General features: G+C 72.8%; 17 protein-coding genes and 1 pseudogene. 7 read left to right on the top strand and 11 right to left on the bottom strand.

All coding sequences use genetic code 11. The features are described from left to right. Window positions 1-286 precede the first annotated feature (286 nt). On the bottom strand, window positions 287-973 hold the full coding sequence (locus ACZ5CZ_RS29810) for a hypothetical protein (protein WP_385848298.1): 687 nt from the start codon (window positions 971-973) through the stop codon (window positions 287-289). Window positions 974-1,499: 526 nt separating this feature from the next. After that, the gene (locus tag ACZ5CZ_RS29815; protein ID WP_468947389.1) at window positions 1,500-2,183 is read right to left on the bottom strand and encodes an NADPH-dependent F420 reductase; all 684 of its coding nucleotides are present in this window, start codon (window positions 2,181-2,183) and stop codon (window positions 1,500-1,502) included. A gap of 74 nt (window positions 2,184-2,257) precedes the next feature. Between ACZ5CZ_RS29815 and ACZ5CZ_RS29820 the strand changes: the two genes are divergently transcribed. Beyond that, a complete protein-coding gene (locus tag ACZ5CZ_RS29820) occupies window positions 2,258-2,638 on the top strand; it encodes a winged helix-turn-helix transcriptional regulator (RefSeq protein WP_385848296.1) in 381 nt (126 codons plus the stop codon). 29 nt (window positions 2,639-2,667) lie between these two features. Here the strand turns inward: ACZ5CZ_RS29820 and ACZ5CZ_RS29825 are convergent. The 6 genes and pseudogenes from ACZ5CZ_RS29825 to ACZ5CZ_RS29850 form a co-directional block, all read right to left on the bottom strand. Continuing rightward, window positions 2,668-2,805: pseudogene (locus tag ACZ5CZ_RS29825) on the bottom strand (IS5/IS1182 family transposase); the annotation flags it as partial. Window positions 2,806-3,015: 210 nt separating this feature from the next. After that, window positions 3,016-3,519, bottom strand: coding sequence for a signal peptidase II (lspA, locus tag ACZ5CZ_RS29830; protein ID WP_468947391.1), 504 nt, complete (start codon window positions 3,517-3,519; stop codon window positions 3,016-3,018). A 25-nt stretch (window positions 3,520-3,544) separates the two neighbouring features. Beyond that, window positions 3,545-3,949, bottom strand: coding sequence for a hypothetical protein (locus tag ACZ5CZ_RS29835; protein WP_468947392.1), 405 nt, complete (start codon window positions 3,947-3,949; stop codon window positions 3,545-3,547). 493 nt (window positions 3,950-4,442) lie between these two features. Beyond that, on the bottom strand, window positions 4,443-4,886 hold the full coding sequence (gene mscL, locus ACZ5CZ_RS29840; RefSeq protein WP_385848293.1) for a large conductance mechanosensitive channel protein MscL: 444 nt from the start codon (window positions 4,884-4,886) through the stop codon (window positions 4,443-4,445). A 197-nt stretch (window positions 4,887-5,083) separates the two neighbouring features. Further along, window positions 5,084-5,317 (bottom strand): hypothetical protein, encoded by a 234-nt coding sequence (locus tag ACZ5CZ_RS29845; RefSeq protein WP_385848292.1) that lies wholly within the window; start codon window positions 5,315-5,317, stop codon window positions 5,084-5,086. A gap of 134 nt (window positions 5,318-5,451) precedes the next feature. Continuing rightward, window positions 5,452-5,598 (bottom strand): hypothetical protein, encoded by a 147-nt coding sequence (locus ACZ5CZ_RS29850; RefSeq protein WP_385848290.1) that lies wholly within the window; start codon window positions 5,596-5,598, stop codon window positions 5,452-5,454. A gap of 281 nt (window positions 5,599-5,879) precedes the next feature. Between ACZ5CZ_RS29850 and ACZ5CZ_RS29855 the strand changes: the two genes are divergently transcribed. Together ACZ5CZ_RS29855 and ACZ5CZ_RS29860 are read left to right on the top strand one after the other, a co-directional pair. Continuing rightward, a complete protein-coding gene (locus ACZ5CZ_RS29855) occupies window positions 5,880-7,067 on the top strand; it encodes a spore photoproduct lyase family protein (protein ID WP_385848289.1) in 1,188 nt (395 codons plus the stop codon). Between the two features lie 86 nt (window positions 7,068-7,153). Further along, window positions 7,154-7,366, top strand: a complete 213-nt coding sequence (locus ACZ5CZ_RS29860; protein WP_385848287.1) for a helix-turn-helix domain-containing protein — start codon at window positions 7,154-7,156, stop codon at window positions 7,364-7,366. A 363-nt stretch (window positions 7,367-7,729) separates the two neighbouring features. On the opposite strand, the gene ACZ5CZ_RS29865 is transcribed toward ACZ5CZ_RS29860, so the two are convergent. The 3 genes from ACZ5CZ_RS29865 to ACZ5CZ_RS29875 are packed head-to-tail and all read right to left on the bottom strand — an operon-like array spanning window position 7,730 to window position 11,318. After that, window positions 7,730-9,373 carry an FAD-dependent oxidoreductase gene (locus ACZ5CZ_RS29865; protein ID WP_468947394.1) on the bottom strand — a complete coding sequence of 548 codons (1,644 nt, stop codon included), beginning with the start codon at window positions 9,371-9,373 and terminating at the stop codon, window positions 7,730-7,732. Continuing rightward, the gene (locus ACZ5CZ_RS29870) at window positions 9,370-10,089 is read right to left on the bottom strand and encodes a class I SAM-dependent methyltransferase (RefSeq protein WP_385847545.1); all 720 of its coding nucleotides are present in this window, start codon (window positions 10,087-10,089) and stop codon (window positions 9,370-9,372) included. Before ACZ5CZ_RS29870 ends, ACZ5CZ_RS29865 begins: the two co-directional genes overlap by 4 nt. Before the next feature lie 41 nt (window positions 10,090-10,130). Then, complete coding sequence (locus tag ACZ5CZ_RS29875; RefSeq protein ID WP_468947500.1) at window positions 10,131-11,318, bottom strand: lycopene cyclase family protein; 1,188 nt, start codon at window positions 11,316-11,318, stop codon at window positions 10,131-10,133. A 272-nt stretch (window positions 11,319-11,590) separates the two neighbouring features. Here ACZ5CZ_RS29875 and ACZ5CZ_RS29880 point away from each other — a divergent pair, with 272 nt between their 5' ends. Genes ACZ5CZ_RS29880 through ACZ5CZ_RS29895 form a run of 4 tightly spaced genes read left to right on the top strand, consistent with a single transcriptional unit; the run spans window position 11,591 to window position 16,417 of the window. Continuing rightward, window positions 11,591-12,883, top strand: coding sequence for a polyprenyl synthetase family protein (locus tag ACZ5CZ_RS29880; protein ID WP_468947396.1), 1,293 nt, complete (start codon window positions 11,591-11,593; stop codon window positions 12,881-12,883). Beyond that, window positions 12,880-14,415: a phytoene desaturase gene (locus ACZ5CZ_RS29885; protein WP_468947398.1), complete on the top strand. Its 1,536-nt coding sequence runs from the start codon at window positions 12,880-12,882 to the stop codon at window positions 14,413-14,415. Before ACZ5CZ_RS29880 ends, ACZ5CZ_RS29885 begins: the two co-directional genes overlap by 4 nt. Then, window positions 14,412-15,434, top strand: coding sequence for a phytoene/squalene synthase family protein (locus tag ACZ5CZ_RS29890; protein ID WP_385847549.1), 1,023 nt, complete (start codon window positions 14,412-14,414; stop codon window positions 15,432-15,434). The genes ACZ5CZ_RS29885 and ACZ5CZ_RS29890 overlap by 4 nt, the downstream gene beginning before the upstream one ends. Continuing rightward, window positions 15,431-16,417, top strand: a complete 987-nt coding sequence (locus ACZ5CZ_RS29895; RefSeq protein WP_385847550.1) for a DUF5914 domain-containing protein — start codon at window positions 15,431-15,433, stop codon at window positions 16,415-16,417. Before ACZ5CZ_RS29890 ends, ACZ5CZ_RS29895 begins: the two co-directional genes overlap by 4 nt. Window positions 16,418-16,429: the final 12 nt, after the last annotated feature.

Below are 16,429 nucleotides of genomic sequence, written 5' to 3' on the forward strand. Positions count from 1 at the left end.
CGGAAGTCCTGGACGCAGGACTGCCGAGCATCACCGTCCGCGCAGGGAAGGCGAAGGGCTCCCACGCCCTTCACCATGCTTGTCGCGAAGGTGGGCCTCACCGGTCCCGACCGCGCTACGACGGCACGCACAGCGCGAGATGGTCGGCGTGGCCGTGCTTGCCGAGGTATCCATCGCCGACAGTGCTCGCGGAGCAGATGACCCTTGCGGCGGCCGTCCTCATCCTCCGGCGACCCAATACCCAGGACTACCCCGCCCCCGTCATCCCGCTCCGCCCCTCCGGCGATCAGGCCCCGACCACCGCGATGTCGTGCGGCGACCGCGGATCGATTTCGTAGTGGGTGCCGAACTGGCTGCTGAAGCCGATCACCCGCACCCTCTGCCCCTGCTTCAGGCCGGAGACGTCGATGCCCGTCTGCACATTGACGAAGACCGGCACGAGGCCCGAACCGTCGTCGACGGGCAGCTTGTACCCGTAGGGGAGGTCGCTCGTGGGTGCTTGAGTGATCCTGCCGACGACCTTGACGAGCCGCCCCTCGGTGGCCTCTCCGACCCCGGCGGTGCCGACCCATTCCGGTTTCACCGGCCGGCCCTTGTGACCGAGCTCGACATCGGAAGGATCGGCCGGGACCAGGGTCAGCAGTCCGGAGCTGTCCCGCAGCGTGCCGGTGATGCGTGCACGCTGACGCGGGTACGCATGCACTTCGCTGTGCAGCCTGACGTAGATACCGGCGGTCCTGTCCTGAAGCCCGAATCCCTTGTCGCCGAAGCTGGATTCGAAGGCACCGGAGGGAGTCGTCACCGAACCCGCCACGGTGACCACTGTCCCGACCGGCAGGCCGCGGGCCTGGGCGATCGAGATCGTCTTCGCCTGCGGTGCGGCAACTGCCGAACCGGTCCCCAGCACGGGCGCCACCATCAGGGCGAGCAGGGGTGCGAAGAGCAGTATGAGAAGCCGACGGGTCAGGCCCATGAATGCAGCGTCCTTTCCAAAAACCGATACCCCCCAAGTGTGCGTGCACGCCGCGCACTTCACACACGCGCCGACCGTCGAGTGACGCTTGGTCAGGGCCGAACGCTGTGTGCAAGTGCCACCTGGAGTGACAGGTGTGGCAGTCATGGTCTCTTTCTACGGCGTGTTCGGGCGATCACGTGACTGCCTACAACTGGGTCGGCTCCGGATGTGGCTACGGGGACAGAACCAGCCTCGTCGGTCACCGGATGGCGCGAGCGCCAATGTGCCCCCCGGGGCAGATGTCAGGGGAGGCGGGGGGTTGCGGCCGGCGCAGCCACCGCGTTCGCTGAACTTCTCACCGACCAGACGCGAGTGCTGGGCTCGAACCACCCCTCCACCCTCATCACCCGGGACAACCTTGCCTCCTGGCGGGGGGGGAGGCGGGGGATGCGATTGGTGAGCAAGATCGGTAAGTGGCGGCGGGCGACCGGTTCGCCACGGGATCATGCTCATATAGCGGTGCCAGAAAGGCGATGTGTTTCCCCTAACGGAAAGCCGCCGTGCCGTCTTCCGTTTCCTGGTGGCTCGGCCCGGCCGCGTATGCCAGCGGTGGTGCGATCGCTTGCGCATCCACTCCCTCGCCGACCCACAGGGCGATGAATAGCGCGGCGGTCGCTTCCAGGAGTCCCGCACGTTCGAGACCGCCTCCAGCCACGGGTTCGCAGCCCACGTCCTGCACCAACTCGCTTACACGCGCGAGGGCAGTCTCGTCGTCTCCGCAGACCGGCACGGCCAGTGGTCGCCCATCGAAGACGGGCGGCCGCATGCGCCACACATCCTCGTGGCAGAGATTGAAAGCCTTGACCACATGGGCTCCCGGTGCCGCCGCGGCAAGTTGCTGCGCGGCTGAAGGGCCTCCTTCCGTCAACAGCCGAAAGCCCGGCCCGACCGGGTTGGAGCAGTCGAGCAGCACCTTGCCCTCCAGGGCCGCATGCAAGTCCCGCGCCACGTCCACGCCCGCCCCGAAGGGCAGCGCGGCCAAAACGACCTGCGCGGAGGCGGCCGCCGCGCGCAGACTGGCAGGCTTCGCGCCGCCCCCGATGCGCGTCGCGAGCCGCTCAGCCTTGTGTGGGTCCCGTCCCCCGATAGTGACCTCGTGCCCGGCCCGCACCCAGTGGGTGGCGAGCGCGTCGGCCATGTTGCCCGTGCCCAGTACACCGATTCTCATCGCGCGGTCCCTCTCCGTGCCTGCTTCGATCGTTCTCGCCGACGTTAGATGGCCGTTCGGGCACCATTTGGTACGTGACAACCGACGCCTTCCTCGCCGACTGCCGCGCCCGCCTCGCCTTCGACCTGCTCTCCAACACCTGGAACGCCGTGGTGCTCTGGGCACTGCGCGATGGCCCCAGGCGCCCGGTCGAACTACGAGAGCGGATCGGGGGCATCAGCTCCAAGGTCCTCACCGAGACTCTGCGCCGGCTGCAGTTCAACGGACTGGTCGACCGGCAGGCAGACAACGACCACCCATCGCGGGTCGAGTACCAGCTCACCGCTTTGGGCCGGACCTTGCTGGCGCCCATCGACGCCGTCGGCGCATGGGCCTTCGAGCACGGCGATGAGGTGATGGCCGCCCAGGAAGCAGCATGCGCTCCCGACCCTCAGTCCCCTCGTCCAACGTGCTAGACAGATCAACAGCATGAGCGCAGCCGTCGTCAGCAGATGAGTGCACATCCCAGGGTGAGGAAGGCTTCGTGGATGTCGTCGCGGATCTCCCAGCGGCTCCGCAGGCGGCGGAACCAGCGCAGGCGGGCGAATGCGCGCTCCACGACCCGGCGCTGGCTGCCCAGACCGAAGGACGTCATCCAGGCTCTACAGGCCCTGCGCGATGAGCGGGTGGAGCGGGCCCGGGCGGTGGTGGACATCGTGGTGGCGCTGCACCGGTGACCGCACCACCGGCGCGGATGTGCTTTCGGGCTCGACGTGCATGCAGCCGGAGCCCTTACCGAAGGGGACACCGGGCCCGCGCTGCACGGCAGTCGAGCTCTCAGGTCTGGAGCATCTCATCGCGGAGCGAGAGTGATCCGGCTCTGCCGGTCGTGCGGGGGCGAGCCGCCCAGGGAAGTGCCCAGGAACGACAGGAGGACCACCAGGGCACCGCCGCAGACAATGGCCGAGTCGGCGAGGTTGAACACCGCGAAGTGTTCGACGGAGATGAAGTCGACGACGTGGCCACGGAAGACGCCGGGCGCCCGGAAGATCCGGTCGGTCAGGTTGCCGAGCGCACCCCCGAGCAACAGGCCCAGAGCGACAGCCCACGGAAAGCTCTGAAGCCTGCGTGCGACGCGCGCGATGACCAGGACAACCGCGACCGAGATCGCCGTGAACACGGCAGTGAAAGCCTGGCCCGAGCTGAAAGCCGCACCCGCGTTACGGAACACCTGAAGCGTCACCACGCGGCCTGCTATGGCAACGGGCTCCCGACCTTCCCACCGCGAGACAGCCACAACCTTGCTGCCGAGGTCCACGGCATAGGTGAGAGCGGCCGCCACCAGCAGAGCGGTCACAGAACCCTGAGCCCGTGCACCCTTCTCAACGCCAGGCGTTGCTGTCTCGGGCTGGGATTGCGAGGCATTGTCGGTAGAGATGATCTGCTCCCTGGATGCCGAGCCGCCCTGGACAAACCCACATTACAAGAGCTTGTCGGGGGATCCGACGAGTTCGCAGTGCGGTGACACGCGACAGCCGCAGATCAGGCACAGGTCTCGGGAACAGCGCGGGCCAGTGGGCCAGTGGGACGAGGTCGGCGTACAGGGCGGCGTGCAACGCGGCCGTCAGCCCGCTGGCTCGCCGCTCACCGTCGACGTCGTGCAGCACGAAGTAGACAGGACCGGCAGAGGAGTCGGGGCGGATCAGCCGGATCATCGCGTTGCGCACCGCGTCGTACGCGCTGACGTCGACCCTGTAACCCGGGGCGATGAGCGTGTCCGCCTTCACCGTCCACTGGCGCTCCAGGCCGACACATACCGCGCGCTGCGGCTATGTATGCGGCGTTGAAGGCATCGACGCCTGTAGCGTCCGGGACCAGGCCGGCAGGGCACCGAACGGGCAGCGGCTGCATGAACAGCATCGTGCCAGGCAGCGCACAGGGGCCGGACCGGCCCGCACCGCCGTCCGGGCCGACTTCACCTCGCGCGAGGTGAAGGTGGCGGCGGAGCCGGTGACGACGCCGACCAGGTGCACGACCTCGTCCAAGGTCGTCATCTGCGCGTCGAGCACCGCGCACGAGGCGGGAAACCGCAGACGAAACGCCTCCCCCGTCGTGGCGGTGATCCGCTCCGACAAGTGCCTGGACGCCCGGCCCGGCTCCGGCAGGCCCGCAGCCCAGACGGCGGGAATGCCGAACGCCGGCGCCGCGGCTGCAGGGGCAACCCGGCCAAGCGTTGAGAACCGAGGTGGTCCGGCTGTCACCGATCGATCAGGGGTCCGGTCACCCGGCCCGCTGAGTTGTCTCCCCGGCCTGGGCGGGCACCGCGGGCAGGGGGACGGTGCAGGAGGCGCAGCGTCGGGCCTGGGCCGGGACGGGGCTGAGGCACTCGGGGCAGTCCCGCTTGGGGGCCTGGACGTCGTGGTGGGGAGCGAGGCGCTCGTGCAGTTTGTTGATCGGGAGTACGACGAGGAAGTACAGGGCGCTGGCGATGAGGAGGAAGCTGATCGCCGCGTTGATGAAAGCTCCGTAGGGGAACTTGGTGGCGCCTACGGTGAAGGTCTTGTGGGCCATGTCGCCGGTGACACCGGTGGCCAGCCCCACGAGCGGGGTCAAAAAGGCGCTGACGAAGCCGTTGACGACTGCGGTGAACGCCGCTCCGATGACGATGCCGACCGCCAGGTCGACCACATTGCCGCGCAGGATGAAGCTGCGGAAGCCCTTCACCCTGTCACCCCTCCTAGGGCCATGATGTCGACGGGCGGCAACCCCGGCTCCTCACCCGGATGCCCTGCCACCTCTCACCCATGCCTGCTGGCGGCGGCACCACGGCGGCCGCCGACTCGCCGAGGCCATCCTCAGGCAACCTGGCCGGATTCCCAGACGCGGGGTCAGCAGTCGACCCGTGGATGGTCTTGTGACCATCAGGTCGGCAGACAGTGGCAGGTCGCTGCGTTCGGGACATCTGCGGCGGGCCGGCCCACGGCAAGCAACCGACCGTAACGCTGGCGCTTATGCCGACCAGGAAGGGAACCCGTGAGCCGCTGGAGGAACAGCTGGGTGAGGGTACGGGTGGCCTCAGGGGCGATCTTCTGCGGGGCGGTGATCTGCGGCAGTGGCGTACCGGTGTCCGGCGTCGCGCCCACGCGCGTCGCCATCGCGAACCTTCCCTGATCGTGCCGGCCCGCTCCGTGCCCCTGGGCCGTCCTGGTCGGGCCGTTACCCCGCGTTGCGCGAGTCATGCCTCCGGCGTACGGCAAACGTGTCAGCCGTCACTTCCGGCGCGTCCGCGTCACCGGCGGGAACGGAGCCGCTCGAAGAGGCGCTGGGCCTGGGCGCGCCGACGCGGGTCGGCGGCCTGGCGCCGTATCTGCTCCATGGTGCGGCGCCCCTGCGGGCTGCGCGCGAACTGCTTGATCCGTTCCATCACGGTGGCCATGAGGCTCCTTGTCGTCCGTCGGGTCGCGGGACCGCAGGGCGGTTCCGGGGCGCGTAGCACTCGTCTACCCGGCCGTCGCGCGTTCAGCCGGGCACCGGACACCGCTCTGCGCGCGCGTGACGGCGTGGCACCGCCGCACACGCGTGTCATCGCGTGGCGCAGTCCACCACGCGCCCGTGACCGCGTGCCGCCGCGCCAGGCGCGTGAGCGTCCTACAGTGGACCCGACCAGCACCGACACACACGCACCGCAACGGCCGAGCCACTTCCCGGAGCCCTTGGATGACGCACGCCGCAGCGGACGACGGCTCCGACGCCCTGTTCGGCCTGGAGGCCCTGGGCGCACCCGGCGCCGCGCAGCCCGACCGCGGCCGGGGTTCGGGGGGCCCCGCGTTCCGTGCCAGTGCCAAGGCCCGTCGGCTGCTGCCCGTGCGGGAGATCTACGCCGAGCCGGCCGCCGCCGCCTCGCCCCGTGGCCGGCAGATCCTGGACCGGTTCCCGCAGGCCCGTCTGATCGAGGTGGCGTCCCACTGGGGCATCCCCGGGCTGCACGGCAACGAGGGCAACGTCGAGCGCTGGATCCGCGTCAAGGGCGAGACCCTGGTCCTCGGCGAGAAGAAGACCCTGACCACCCGTCCCAACGGCCGCTCGGCCGACTGGATCGCGCCGGGGCCCTCCAACGGCTGCGCGATGGCGTGCGCGTACTGCTATGTGCCGCGCCGCAAGGGGTACGCCAATCCGATCACCGTCTTCACCAACATCGACCGGATCATCGCGCACCTCGGCCGGCACATCGCACGCCAGGGCAGGAAGCCCGAGCCGAACCAGTGTGACGACACGGCCTGGGTCTACGACATCGGGGAGAACGGCGACTGCTCGGTGGACGCCCTGATCTGCGACAACACCGCCGATCTGGTGCACGCCTTCCGGCACTGGCCCACGGCCAAGGCATCCTTCGCGACCAAGTTCGTCAATCCCGATCTGCTCGACTGCGACCCGCGCGGCCGTACCCGGATCCGGTTCTCCCTGATGCCGGCGGAGGACTCCCGCCTCCTGGACCTGCGCACCTCGCCGGTCGCCGACCGCGTCGCGGCCGCCGGGGACTTCCTGGAGGCCGGCTACGAGGTGCACTTCAACCTCTCCCCCGTCGTGTTGCGCCCCGGCTGGCAGGAGGCATGGGCCGAGCTGCTGAGACACCTCGACGATGTGCTGCCTGATCCGGTCAAGCGGCAGGCGGCGGCCGAGGTGATCATGCTGACCCACAACGAGGACCTGCACGAGGTCAACCTCGGATGGCACCCCCGCGGCGAGGAACTGCTGTGGCAGCCCGGCCTCCAGCAGGCCAAGCGCTCGCAGAACGGGGCCCTGAACGTCCGTTACCGCAACGGTGTCAAGGCGGAGGCGGTGGACGCCCTGCGCAGGCTCGTTGCCACGCACGCGCCCTGGCTGCGGATCAGGTACGCGTTCTAGCCGGGAGCGGACGCCGGATCGGCGACATGGATCGCGGCGAGTCGGGCAGCCGGTGATCACATCCGACGTCGCGAGAGGAGATCGTCGTGGACAAGCGGAAGTGGATCACGGGTACGGCGCGCAGGGAGCTGGCCGAAGTGATGAAGAAGGAGTACGAGGAGGGGCGCTCGATCCGCGTGATAGCGGAGGCTCACGGCCGCTCGTACGGCTTCGTGCACCGTGTGCTCGGTGAAGCGGGCGTGCCGCTCAGGAGCCGGGGCGGCGATGTACGCGCCCACGCTGCCCGGTCGGCGGACTGAGGGCGGCCGGGCCGGGCCGTCATCCGGACCAGACGACCCGTCGCACATGGTCGCCCCCCTGGACGCCGGCGAGGTCGCGCATCGCCGCCCAGAGCCGGTCCCACGGCTCGTCGTCCGGCGGCGCGAGCACCCGGGCCGCGAGGACGACGGAGCGGTGGACCGCCCCCCAGCCATACTTCGCCGACCGGCGGCCACTCGGCCGGCGCGAGCAGTGTGTGCCCGCCGAAGGTGTCGGCCGCCGCGTCACCCAGGCCGGGCGTGGCCCGGACGACGTCGTGCAAGACGAGTCCTCCGTTCCCACGGGAGCGGACCCTGCAACCCTCTTCCCGACCGGACTTCTTCCTGCCCCTCTGCGGGCCTCCCTCATCCGCTCACCCACCGCGCCAGCCCCCGCAAGACCGCGTTGCGGCCGCGGTCCGGGACGGTCCACAGGGTCTGGCCCCGCAGACCCCATTGCTCCAGCAGAGTGTTGGCGGCCTGGAAGCCGGTCGTCGCCGCCCGTTCCATCAGCGCCACGGGGAGGTCGGTGCGCACCAGGTCGCCTGCTACCGTCAGGCGCGGGTCGGGGGTGCGCACGGTGGGGCGGTCAAGGTAGCCGCCCACGGGGAACAGCGGGCAGTCCTCGCGCCATTCGTGGCGGCTGTCGACGACCGTGGCCGCCCGTGTCTCCGGGTAGACCCGGTGCAGTTGCTCGACGAGGCGCTTCTCCTCGACGTCGCGGGGTGCGTCGGACGGTACCGCGTAGGCGTGGAGTTCCACGACCGATCCTCCGGTGCGCGTGGCCCAGCGGGCGGCCTCGTCCTCCCAGCGTTCCAGGACGCTGATGTTGTCCAGGGTGCCGAACCCGCTGGTGCCCAGGAAGCCCGGCCGGTCAGCGGCGACGGGCCGGTCCAGCCACAGGCGGGTGACGAGGAACGGCGGGGCGGTGCGCAGCCGTGCGATCCGCTCACGCCAGGGGGCGTCGCCCAGGCGGTCCGAGCGGGCGACGAGGGAGCGCAGTCCGGTGGTGTCCAGAGCGAGGACGACGCCGTCGTGGTGGGTCTCGTCCTGGTCGGTGGTGATCCTGTAGCCGCCGTTTCTGTGGGGTGCCACGTGGTCGACGGGTGTGCCCGTGCGCACCACGGTGCCGTGCCCCCTGAGGTAGTCGGCGAGGGGGTTCCACAGGGCGGCCGGGAAGGGTGCCCGGGGCACGTCGAACAGCAGGCCCTCGGCGGAGCCGAGGAAGTAGATGTGGAACATCAGCGCCAGCTCGGCCGCGGACAGCCGGCGCGGATCGGCGAAGAAGCTGCGGGAGAACACCTCGAAGGCCAGATGACGGGCCTGGTCAGGGAAGCGGACGGCGTCGAGGAAGTCATGGGCGCTGATGCCGTCCAGACGCGTGTACACGTCGGGGACGCGCACGTCGAACAGGGGCAGTGCCGCCACCGGGTCCAGGGCGCGCAGGTCGCGCAGCCCGAAGGACGGGCTGAGCAGGGCGAAGCCGAGGGCGCTGAAGGGCGGGGTGCGCGGGATGCGCCGGAAGCCGTCCCGGGCCCCGCCGGCGTGCAGCAGCGGGTAGTCCGGCAGACCCGTGAGCCGCTCCAGCGCGGGGTCGGTACGGCGCAGCAGTCCGCGCAGGTTGTAGTACTGACGGAAGAAGGCGTGGAAGCCCCGGCTCATCGTCACCGGGGTGCCGTCCGGCAGACGGGTGGGCCAGCCGCCGACGCGGCCGCCGAGGTAGGGCTGCCGCTCGTAGAGGGTGACGGCCACGCCGCGCTCGGCCAGTGCCGTGGCCGCCGCCAGCCCGGCAATGCCGCCGCCGACGACCGCCGCGGTGGGGCGGGCGCCGTCGGCGCGCCGCCTGCCCTGGGGGCCGGGCACGACCCGGGCCCGCCGGTCCCGCCCGCGCCGGGCGCCCGCCGGACGGTCGCCGGGCACGGCGCGGCCCTCGGCCGCCGCCGGACCCCCGGTCGCCCTGCGGTCGCCGTCCACCGCCGCGGCCCCGGTCGGCCGGTGGTCGCCGATCATCGCGTGTCCTTCGGGCGACGTGCGACGAAGGTGTGGGTGATGCCGGTCTGCCAGCCCGGCAGCGGCAGGGCCCTTACGTGGTCGAAGCCGGCCGTGCGCAGCCGGTCCGCGAAACGGCCGGCGGTGTCGAAATCGACGACGCTGCGCCACAGATGACGGTAGAGGGCGCGGTCGCCGAGGGCCGCCCCCGCGGGCTGGACGACACCACGGCACACCAGGGTCCACACCGCGCGGTCCAAGGCCCTTCCGCTGAGGGTGTACTCGTGCACGCCGAGCCGTCCGCCGGGCGCCAGCAGCTCGCGCACGGCGGCCAGCACTGCGTCGGGGTCGTCGACGTTGCGCAGCAGGTAGGCGGCGAAGACCGCGTCGAACGGGCCCTTGACGCCCGCTTCGGCCAGCCGTTCCGCCGGCGCGTGGACGAATGTCACGCCGTCCGCCCAGGGCTTGGCGGCGGCCCGCTCCAGCATGCCGGCGGAGGCGTCCACGGCCGTGATGTCCGCGGCCGGCAGGGCGGAGCGCAGCGCGGCGGTCGAGGCGCCGGTGCCGCAGCCGAGGTCGAGCAGGCGCAGCCCCTCACCGTGCCCGGGCAGGCCGAGCCGGCGTACCGAGCGCCGTAGATGGGCGTGGTAGCCGGGGTTCGCGGCCACCAGCGTGTCGTAGCTGCGGGAGGCGTGGTCGAAGGCGGCGGCGAGGTCCTCGTCGCGCAGCAGGGTCATGCGGTCTCCAGAGGCGGAAGGGAGGGGCGGGTGTCGGGGCGTCAGTCGCAGGGGCGGCGGGGCAGGGAGGGCAGTTCCAGGGCCGAGTGGAGCATCGGGCGGATCGGGGTGCGCAGGCCGATGGCGAGGTCCTCGTGCAGGCGGGTGTCCCCGTCGAGGAAGCGCAGCAGCCGGGCCATGGGCACCCGGGCGAACAACCCGCTGAACAGCGCCGGACCGTCGACCCGGCCGCTCGCCAGGGCGCGCAGCAGTACGGCGTCCATGGCGCGGGAGCGCACGGAGTGGGCGGACGGCGGCATGGGGCGGCGCCCTTCGCGCAAGGCGGCGGCGACGGCCCGCGTCTGGCGTTGCAGACCTGCGAAGGTGTATCCGGTGGCGGGGCGGGTGGCGCCCCCGGCGGCGCCGATACGGAAGACGGACGCGCCGGTCTGCCGGGCGATCGGGGCGTCCGTCATCGGGATGACGCCGGTCTCGGTGGCGAGGACCTCCCCCGCGCCGAGGCGCAGGACGTCGTCGGCGTAGTGCCGTACCGCCGCCTCGTAGCCGCTCGCGGTCAGGGTCCGCGGTGAGAACTCGGTGTACTCGACGAGCGCCTCGTGCGGTCCGGTGGGCAGGACGTAGCCGAAGGAGAGGCCGTCGGCGGGCTGGGGGGTGCGGAAGTCCATCAGGTCGGCGACGCCGGGGTCGAAGACCGGCCGGGCCGTGCGGACGAACCAGCCGTGGAAGTGCTGGAGCAGGGTGGTGCGCGCGGCCGGCAGGCTGCCCAGTGGGCGGGAGTCGAGGACCCAGCGGGTGTGCAGGACGCGGCGGGTGCCGTCGGTGTCCCGCAGGTACACGCGGGCGCCACCGGTGACGTCCTCCACCGTCTCCACGGTGGCCTGGAGCCGGCGCACGTTGGGGCTGTGCGCGAGGTCCCGGCCGACCAGGTCCTCGAAGTCGTCGGAGCGGATCCTCTTGTAGCGCAGCGGGGCGATGCCGTCCTCGATCGGGTCGCCCGCGGGGGGACGCACCCGCAGCCGCTCCCAGCACGCCGAGACCGCGGTGTCGAACCGCCCCCGGCCGCGCTCCCAGAAGCACCAGGTGCGGCTCGTCGGGCGCAGCGGGCCGGGCGGGGCGTCCAGCAGGATCACGGACGGCGTCCGCAGTCCCGGCACGTGCCCACTCAGGCGGTGGGCAAGGGAGAGGCCCGCGGCCCCGGCGCCGACCACCGCCACCTCCGCCTCCAACACCACGCCTCCTCCTGACCATGTCCCGCTCGCCCGCGTGCCAGTGGACCGGGCCGTGGGCCCGACCCCTCGCCTTCCGGTGTTCCCGCCCGTGTGCCCGAACGGATGCGGGTCACTCGTCTGCGGTGCTCCGCCGTTCCCCCGGTGACGGACGGGGAAAGGACATCGCGCGGCCACCGGCGCCCACCTCGCCGGCCGCCTGCGCATCCGGACCCGGCGGACGCTCCGAAGCATGTGCCGACGAGTGCATCGCGATCACGACGAGAGGAAGCGGGATGAGCCCCACACAGGCGAAGGAACACCACGGCGCCGCGCCGCCGCCCGTCCCGCGCCTGCTTCCGGTGCCGGGATCGCCCGGACGGACGCGCGCGGACGAGTCGGACGGCCACGGGCACACGAGCCGGGCGGGTGCCGTCTGCCCGGCTGAGACCAGTGACGCGCGCCAGGTCGACGCCGACGTGCCCGCCGCCGTCGGACGTGTCCTCGACGGAGTCCTCACCGAGCGCGTCGCCCGCGCGCACGCCGTCGACGAGCAGTTCGCCACGGACCTCGCGGCCGGTGTCGCGGACTTCACCCGGGTCGGCGGCAAACGCACCAGGTCGCAACTGCTGTGGTGGTCGCTGCGCGCGTGCGGCGGCGAGGACCGGGCGAGCATCGCGGCGGCCCTGCGCATCGGCGCAGCGCTGGAACTGCTGCAGACCTGCGCCCTGGTGCACGACGACGTCATGGACGGTGCGCTGCTGCGGCGAGGCCGGCCCGCGCTGCACCAGGAGCTGCGCGCCCGGTACGCCGGTTCGGCCCCCGCCGGGCGCGCCGGACGCTTCGGGGAAGCGGCCGGCATCCTGGCCGGCGATCTGGCCCTCGCCTGGGCGGACGATCTGGTCGCCGAGACGGTCCTCCCCGCGACTGCGGTACGGCCGGTGCGGCGACTGTGGAGCGACATGCGCACGGAGATGGTCGCGGGCCAGTACCTGGACGTGCACGACCAGGTGACCTCCGCACAGGCGCTGCCGCGCGCTCTGCACACCGCATGCCTCAAGAGCGCCCTGTACTCCGTGGCCCGCCCCCTGGCGCTGGGTGCCTCACTCGCGGGCGCCGACGAAAGGACGGTGGGCGCGCTGGACGCCGCGGGGCGCTGTGTCGGCATGGCGTTCCAGCTGCGCGACGACCTGGACGACGTCTTCGGGGATCCCGGGCGGACCGGGAAGAGCGGGGGCTCGGACATCCGTGAGGGCAAGCCGACGTATCTGACGGCGCTGGCCCGGGCGCGGGCGGCGGCAGCCGGCGACGAGCGCGCTCTGGAGGTGCTGGACAGGTCGCTCGGGGACACCGGCCTGACGGACGCGGGCCTCGCGGAGGTGCGGGCGGTGCTGGAGGCGACCGGTGCCCGGACCGTGGTCGGGGCGAAGGTCGCCCGCCTGGTGGAGCGGGGGCTGCGGCACTTCGACGGCGCGTCGCTCGACGCCGAGGCCGGAAGCCGGTTGCGGGCCCTGCTGTGCCGGGCCGCCGGGGGCGGACCCGGTCCGGCTCGGGCGCCGGGCCTCGGCGGGCGGGAGAGCGGACGATGACACGCCGACTGCCCGGTCGTACGGACCACGTCGTGGTCGTGGGGGCCGGCCTCGCGGGGCTGTCGGCCGCCCTCCATCTGCTGGGCGCCGGGCGCCGGGTCACGGTCGTGGAACGGGATGCGCTGCCCGGCGGCCGGGCCGGACGCCTCGAACTCGGCGGTTACCGGATCGACACCGGTCCCACCGTGCTGACCATGCCGGACCTGGCCGACGAGGCGTTCGCCGCCGTCGGCGACAGCCTGTACCGGCGGGTGGAGCTGATCGCCCTGCATCCGGCGTACCGGGCCTGCTTCGCGGACAGCAGCACGCTGGACGTGCACACCGACGTGGACGCCATGTCGGCGGAGGTGGAACGCTTCGCCGGAGCCCATGAGGCGGCCGGGTACCGGCGGCTGCGGACCTGGCTGGAGCGGCTGTACCGGGCGCAGATGGGCCGGTTCATCGACGCGAACTTCGACTCGCCCCTCGGGCTGGTCAACGCCGACCTGGCCCGGCTGGCGGCGCTCGGCGGCTTCGGCCGCCTGGACGCCCGGATCGGCCGTTTCCTGGACGACGAGCGGCTGCGGCGGGTCTTCTCCTTCCAGGCGCTGTACGCCGGTGTGCCGCCGGCGCGGGCGCTGGCCGCGTACGCCGTGATCGCCTACATGGACACCGTCGCCGGGGTCTACTTCCCGCGCGGCGGGATGCACGCGCTGCCGCAGGCGATGGCGGACGCCGCCGCCGACGCGGGTGCCGAGCTGCGGTTCGGCCGGCAGGTGACCCGGCTGGAGCGGTCCGGCGCGCGGGTCACCGCGGTCGTCACCGACGAGGACCGCATCCCCTGCGACGCGGTCGTCCTCACCCCGGACCTGCCCGTCGCCTACCGCCTGCTCGGCCACCGGCCCCGGCGCCCGGTGCGGCTGCGGCACTCCCCGTCCGCCGTCGTCCTGCACGCCGGCACCGACCGTACATGGCCGCAACTCGCCCACCACACGCTGTCGTTCGGGGCCGCCTGGAGCGGCACCTTCGACGAACTGACGCGCACCGGGCGGCTGATGAGCGATCCGTCCCTGCTGGTCACCCGTCCCACCGCGACCGATCCCGGGCTGGCTCCGCCGGGCCGCCACCTGCACTACATCCTCGCGCCCTGCCCCAACACCGACATCGGCCCGGGCGCCGCCGCGTGGGGCGACCTCGCCCCCCGCTACCGGGCGACGCTGCTGCGGGAGCTGGAGCGGCGCGGCCTGCACGGCATCGGGGACGCGATCGAGGAGGAGTGCCTGGTCACCCCGGCCGCCTGGCAGGCGCAGGGCCACGCCGCCGGTACGCCCTTCTCCGCGGCCCACACCTTCGCCCAGACCGGCCCGTTCCGGCCCCGCAACCTGGTGCGCGGCACCGAGAACGCCGTCCTCGCCGGCTGCGGCACCACCCCGGGCGTCGGCGTGCCGACCGTACTCGTGTCGGGGAAGCTCGCCGCCGCCCGCGTCACCGGACGACCGGACCGCATCCCCGCCGGCACCCACCCGGCCCCGCCGAAGGAGACCACCGTATGACCGACAGGGAACTGGACGCGGCGGGCATCGGCGACCCGGTGCTGCGCGCCGCGTACCGGCGCTGCCGCACCCTGAACGCGCGGCACGGCAAGACGTACTTCCTCGCCACCCGGCTGCTGCCCGTCGAGCGCAGGCCCGCCGTCCACGCCCTCTACGGGTTCGCGCGCTGGGCCGACGACATCGTCGACTCGCTCGATCCCGCCGCGAACACCGCCGCCCGCCTCGAGGCGCTGACACGGCTCGACCAGGCCCTGGCCGCGGGGCTGGGCGGCGCTCGCAGCGACGAACCGGTGGTCCTCGCCCTCGCCGACACCGCCCGCCGCTACGGCATCGACCCCGCGCACTTCCGCGACTTCATGACCGCGATGCGCTGCGACCTCACGGTCACGGACTACCCCACGTACGCCGACCTGCGCCGCTACGTGCACGGATCCGCCGCTGTCATCGGCCTGCAGATGCTGCCCGTCCTCGGCACGGTGGTGCCGCGCGAGGTGGCCGCACCGCACGCGGCAGCGCTCGGGGTGGCCTTCCAGCTGAGCAACTTCCTGCGGGACGTCGGCGAGGACCTGGACCGCGGCCGGGTCTACCTGCCGGCCGACCTGCTCGCCGGCCACGGCGTCGACCGCGAACTGCTGCGCTGGAGCCATGACTCGGGCCGCCGCGACCGCAGGATCACCGCCGCTCTGAAGGAGTTCGCGGCGCTCACGCGGGGCGTGTACCGCCAGGCGGCGCCGGGGATCGCCATGCTCGACCCAGTCTCACGCCCCTGCATCCGCACCGCGTTCGTCCTGTACAGCGGCATCCTCGACGCCGTCGCCCGGGACGGGTACGCCGTGCTGCACCGCCGTGCGGTGGTCCCACGCCGGCACCGTGCCGTGGTGGCCGCCGACGGGCTGACCCGGGTGGCCCTCGCGCGGTGGCACGCCCGCGCCCGCCGCCCGCTGCCGCCGGTGACGGCGCCCCTGCCCGACGTCATGCCCGTTCCGGCGGGCCGGCCAGTCCCGGAGGAGGTCGCGTGAGCCCCCGCCGCATCCCCCTGTCGCTGCGCCGCAGCCCCGTGCCATGGGACCGGCAGCGGCCCACCTGGCGCGAGGCCAAACCGGCGCTGATCGCCCAGGCCCTCAAACGCGCCGAGGCACGTGCCTCGGGGAACTGGTACGTCGTCGGCGCGTCCGCCGCGGTACGCAGGGACCGCCCGCTGGCCCGCACGGTCGCGGGTGAAGAGGTGGTCGTCTGGCCCACCGCCGACGGCCGGCTCGTCGGCGGCCCCGGCATGTGCCCGCACCTGGGGGCGCCGCTGCGCGACAGCCCGGTGCGCTGCGGCGCGCTGGTGTGCCAATGGCACGGACTGGCTCTCGACGGCCGGCCCTACGCGGGGTGGACGCCGCTACCGGTGCACGACGACGGCGTCCTGGTGTGGGTGCGCCTCGACGCGGCCGGCGGGGAGACGCCGACGGACTCGCCGGTCGTGCCCCCGCGCCCCGAGCGCGAGCGTGCCCTGACGGCCGTCTACACCGGCACCGGTGTCTGCGAACCCGAGGACGTGCTGGCCAACCGCCTGGACCCGTGGCACGGGGCGTGGTTCCACCCGTACTCGTTCGTCGACCTCACCGTGGTCGGCACGCCCGAGGACGGTGACGACGCCCTCACCGTGGACGTCTCGTTCAAGGTGGCGGGGCGGCTGGTCGTGCCGGTGCGGGCCGTGTTCACCGCTCCCGGGCCGCGCACCGTCGTCATGCGCATCACGCGGGGCGAGGGGGAAGGGTCCGTCGTGGAGACGCACGCCACGCCCCTGGGCGCCGACGAGCACGGCCGGCCGCGTACCGCGGTCGTCGAGGCCGTGCTGGCCGCCTCCGACCGCCGTGGCTTCGTCGTCGCCCGGCGGGCGGCCCCGCTGCTGCGTCCGCTGATGCGCGCGGCGTCGGGACGCCTGTGGCGCGACGACCTCGCGTACGCCGAGCGCCGCTGGGAACTGCGGTCCACCGGCCGCTTCCCCGGCTGACGCCGCGCGCCC

The organism is Streptomyces sp. NPDC031418, assembly GCF_055581605.1.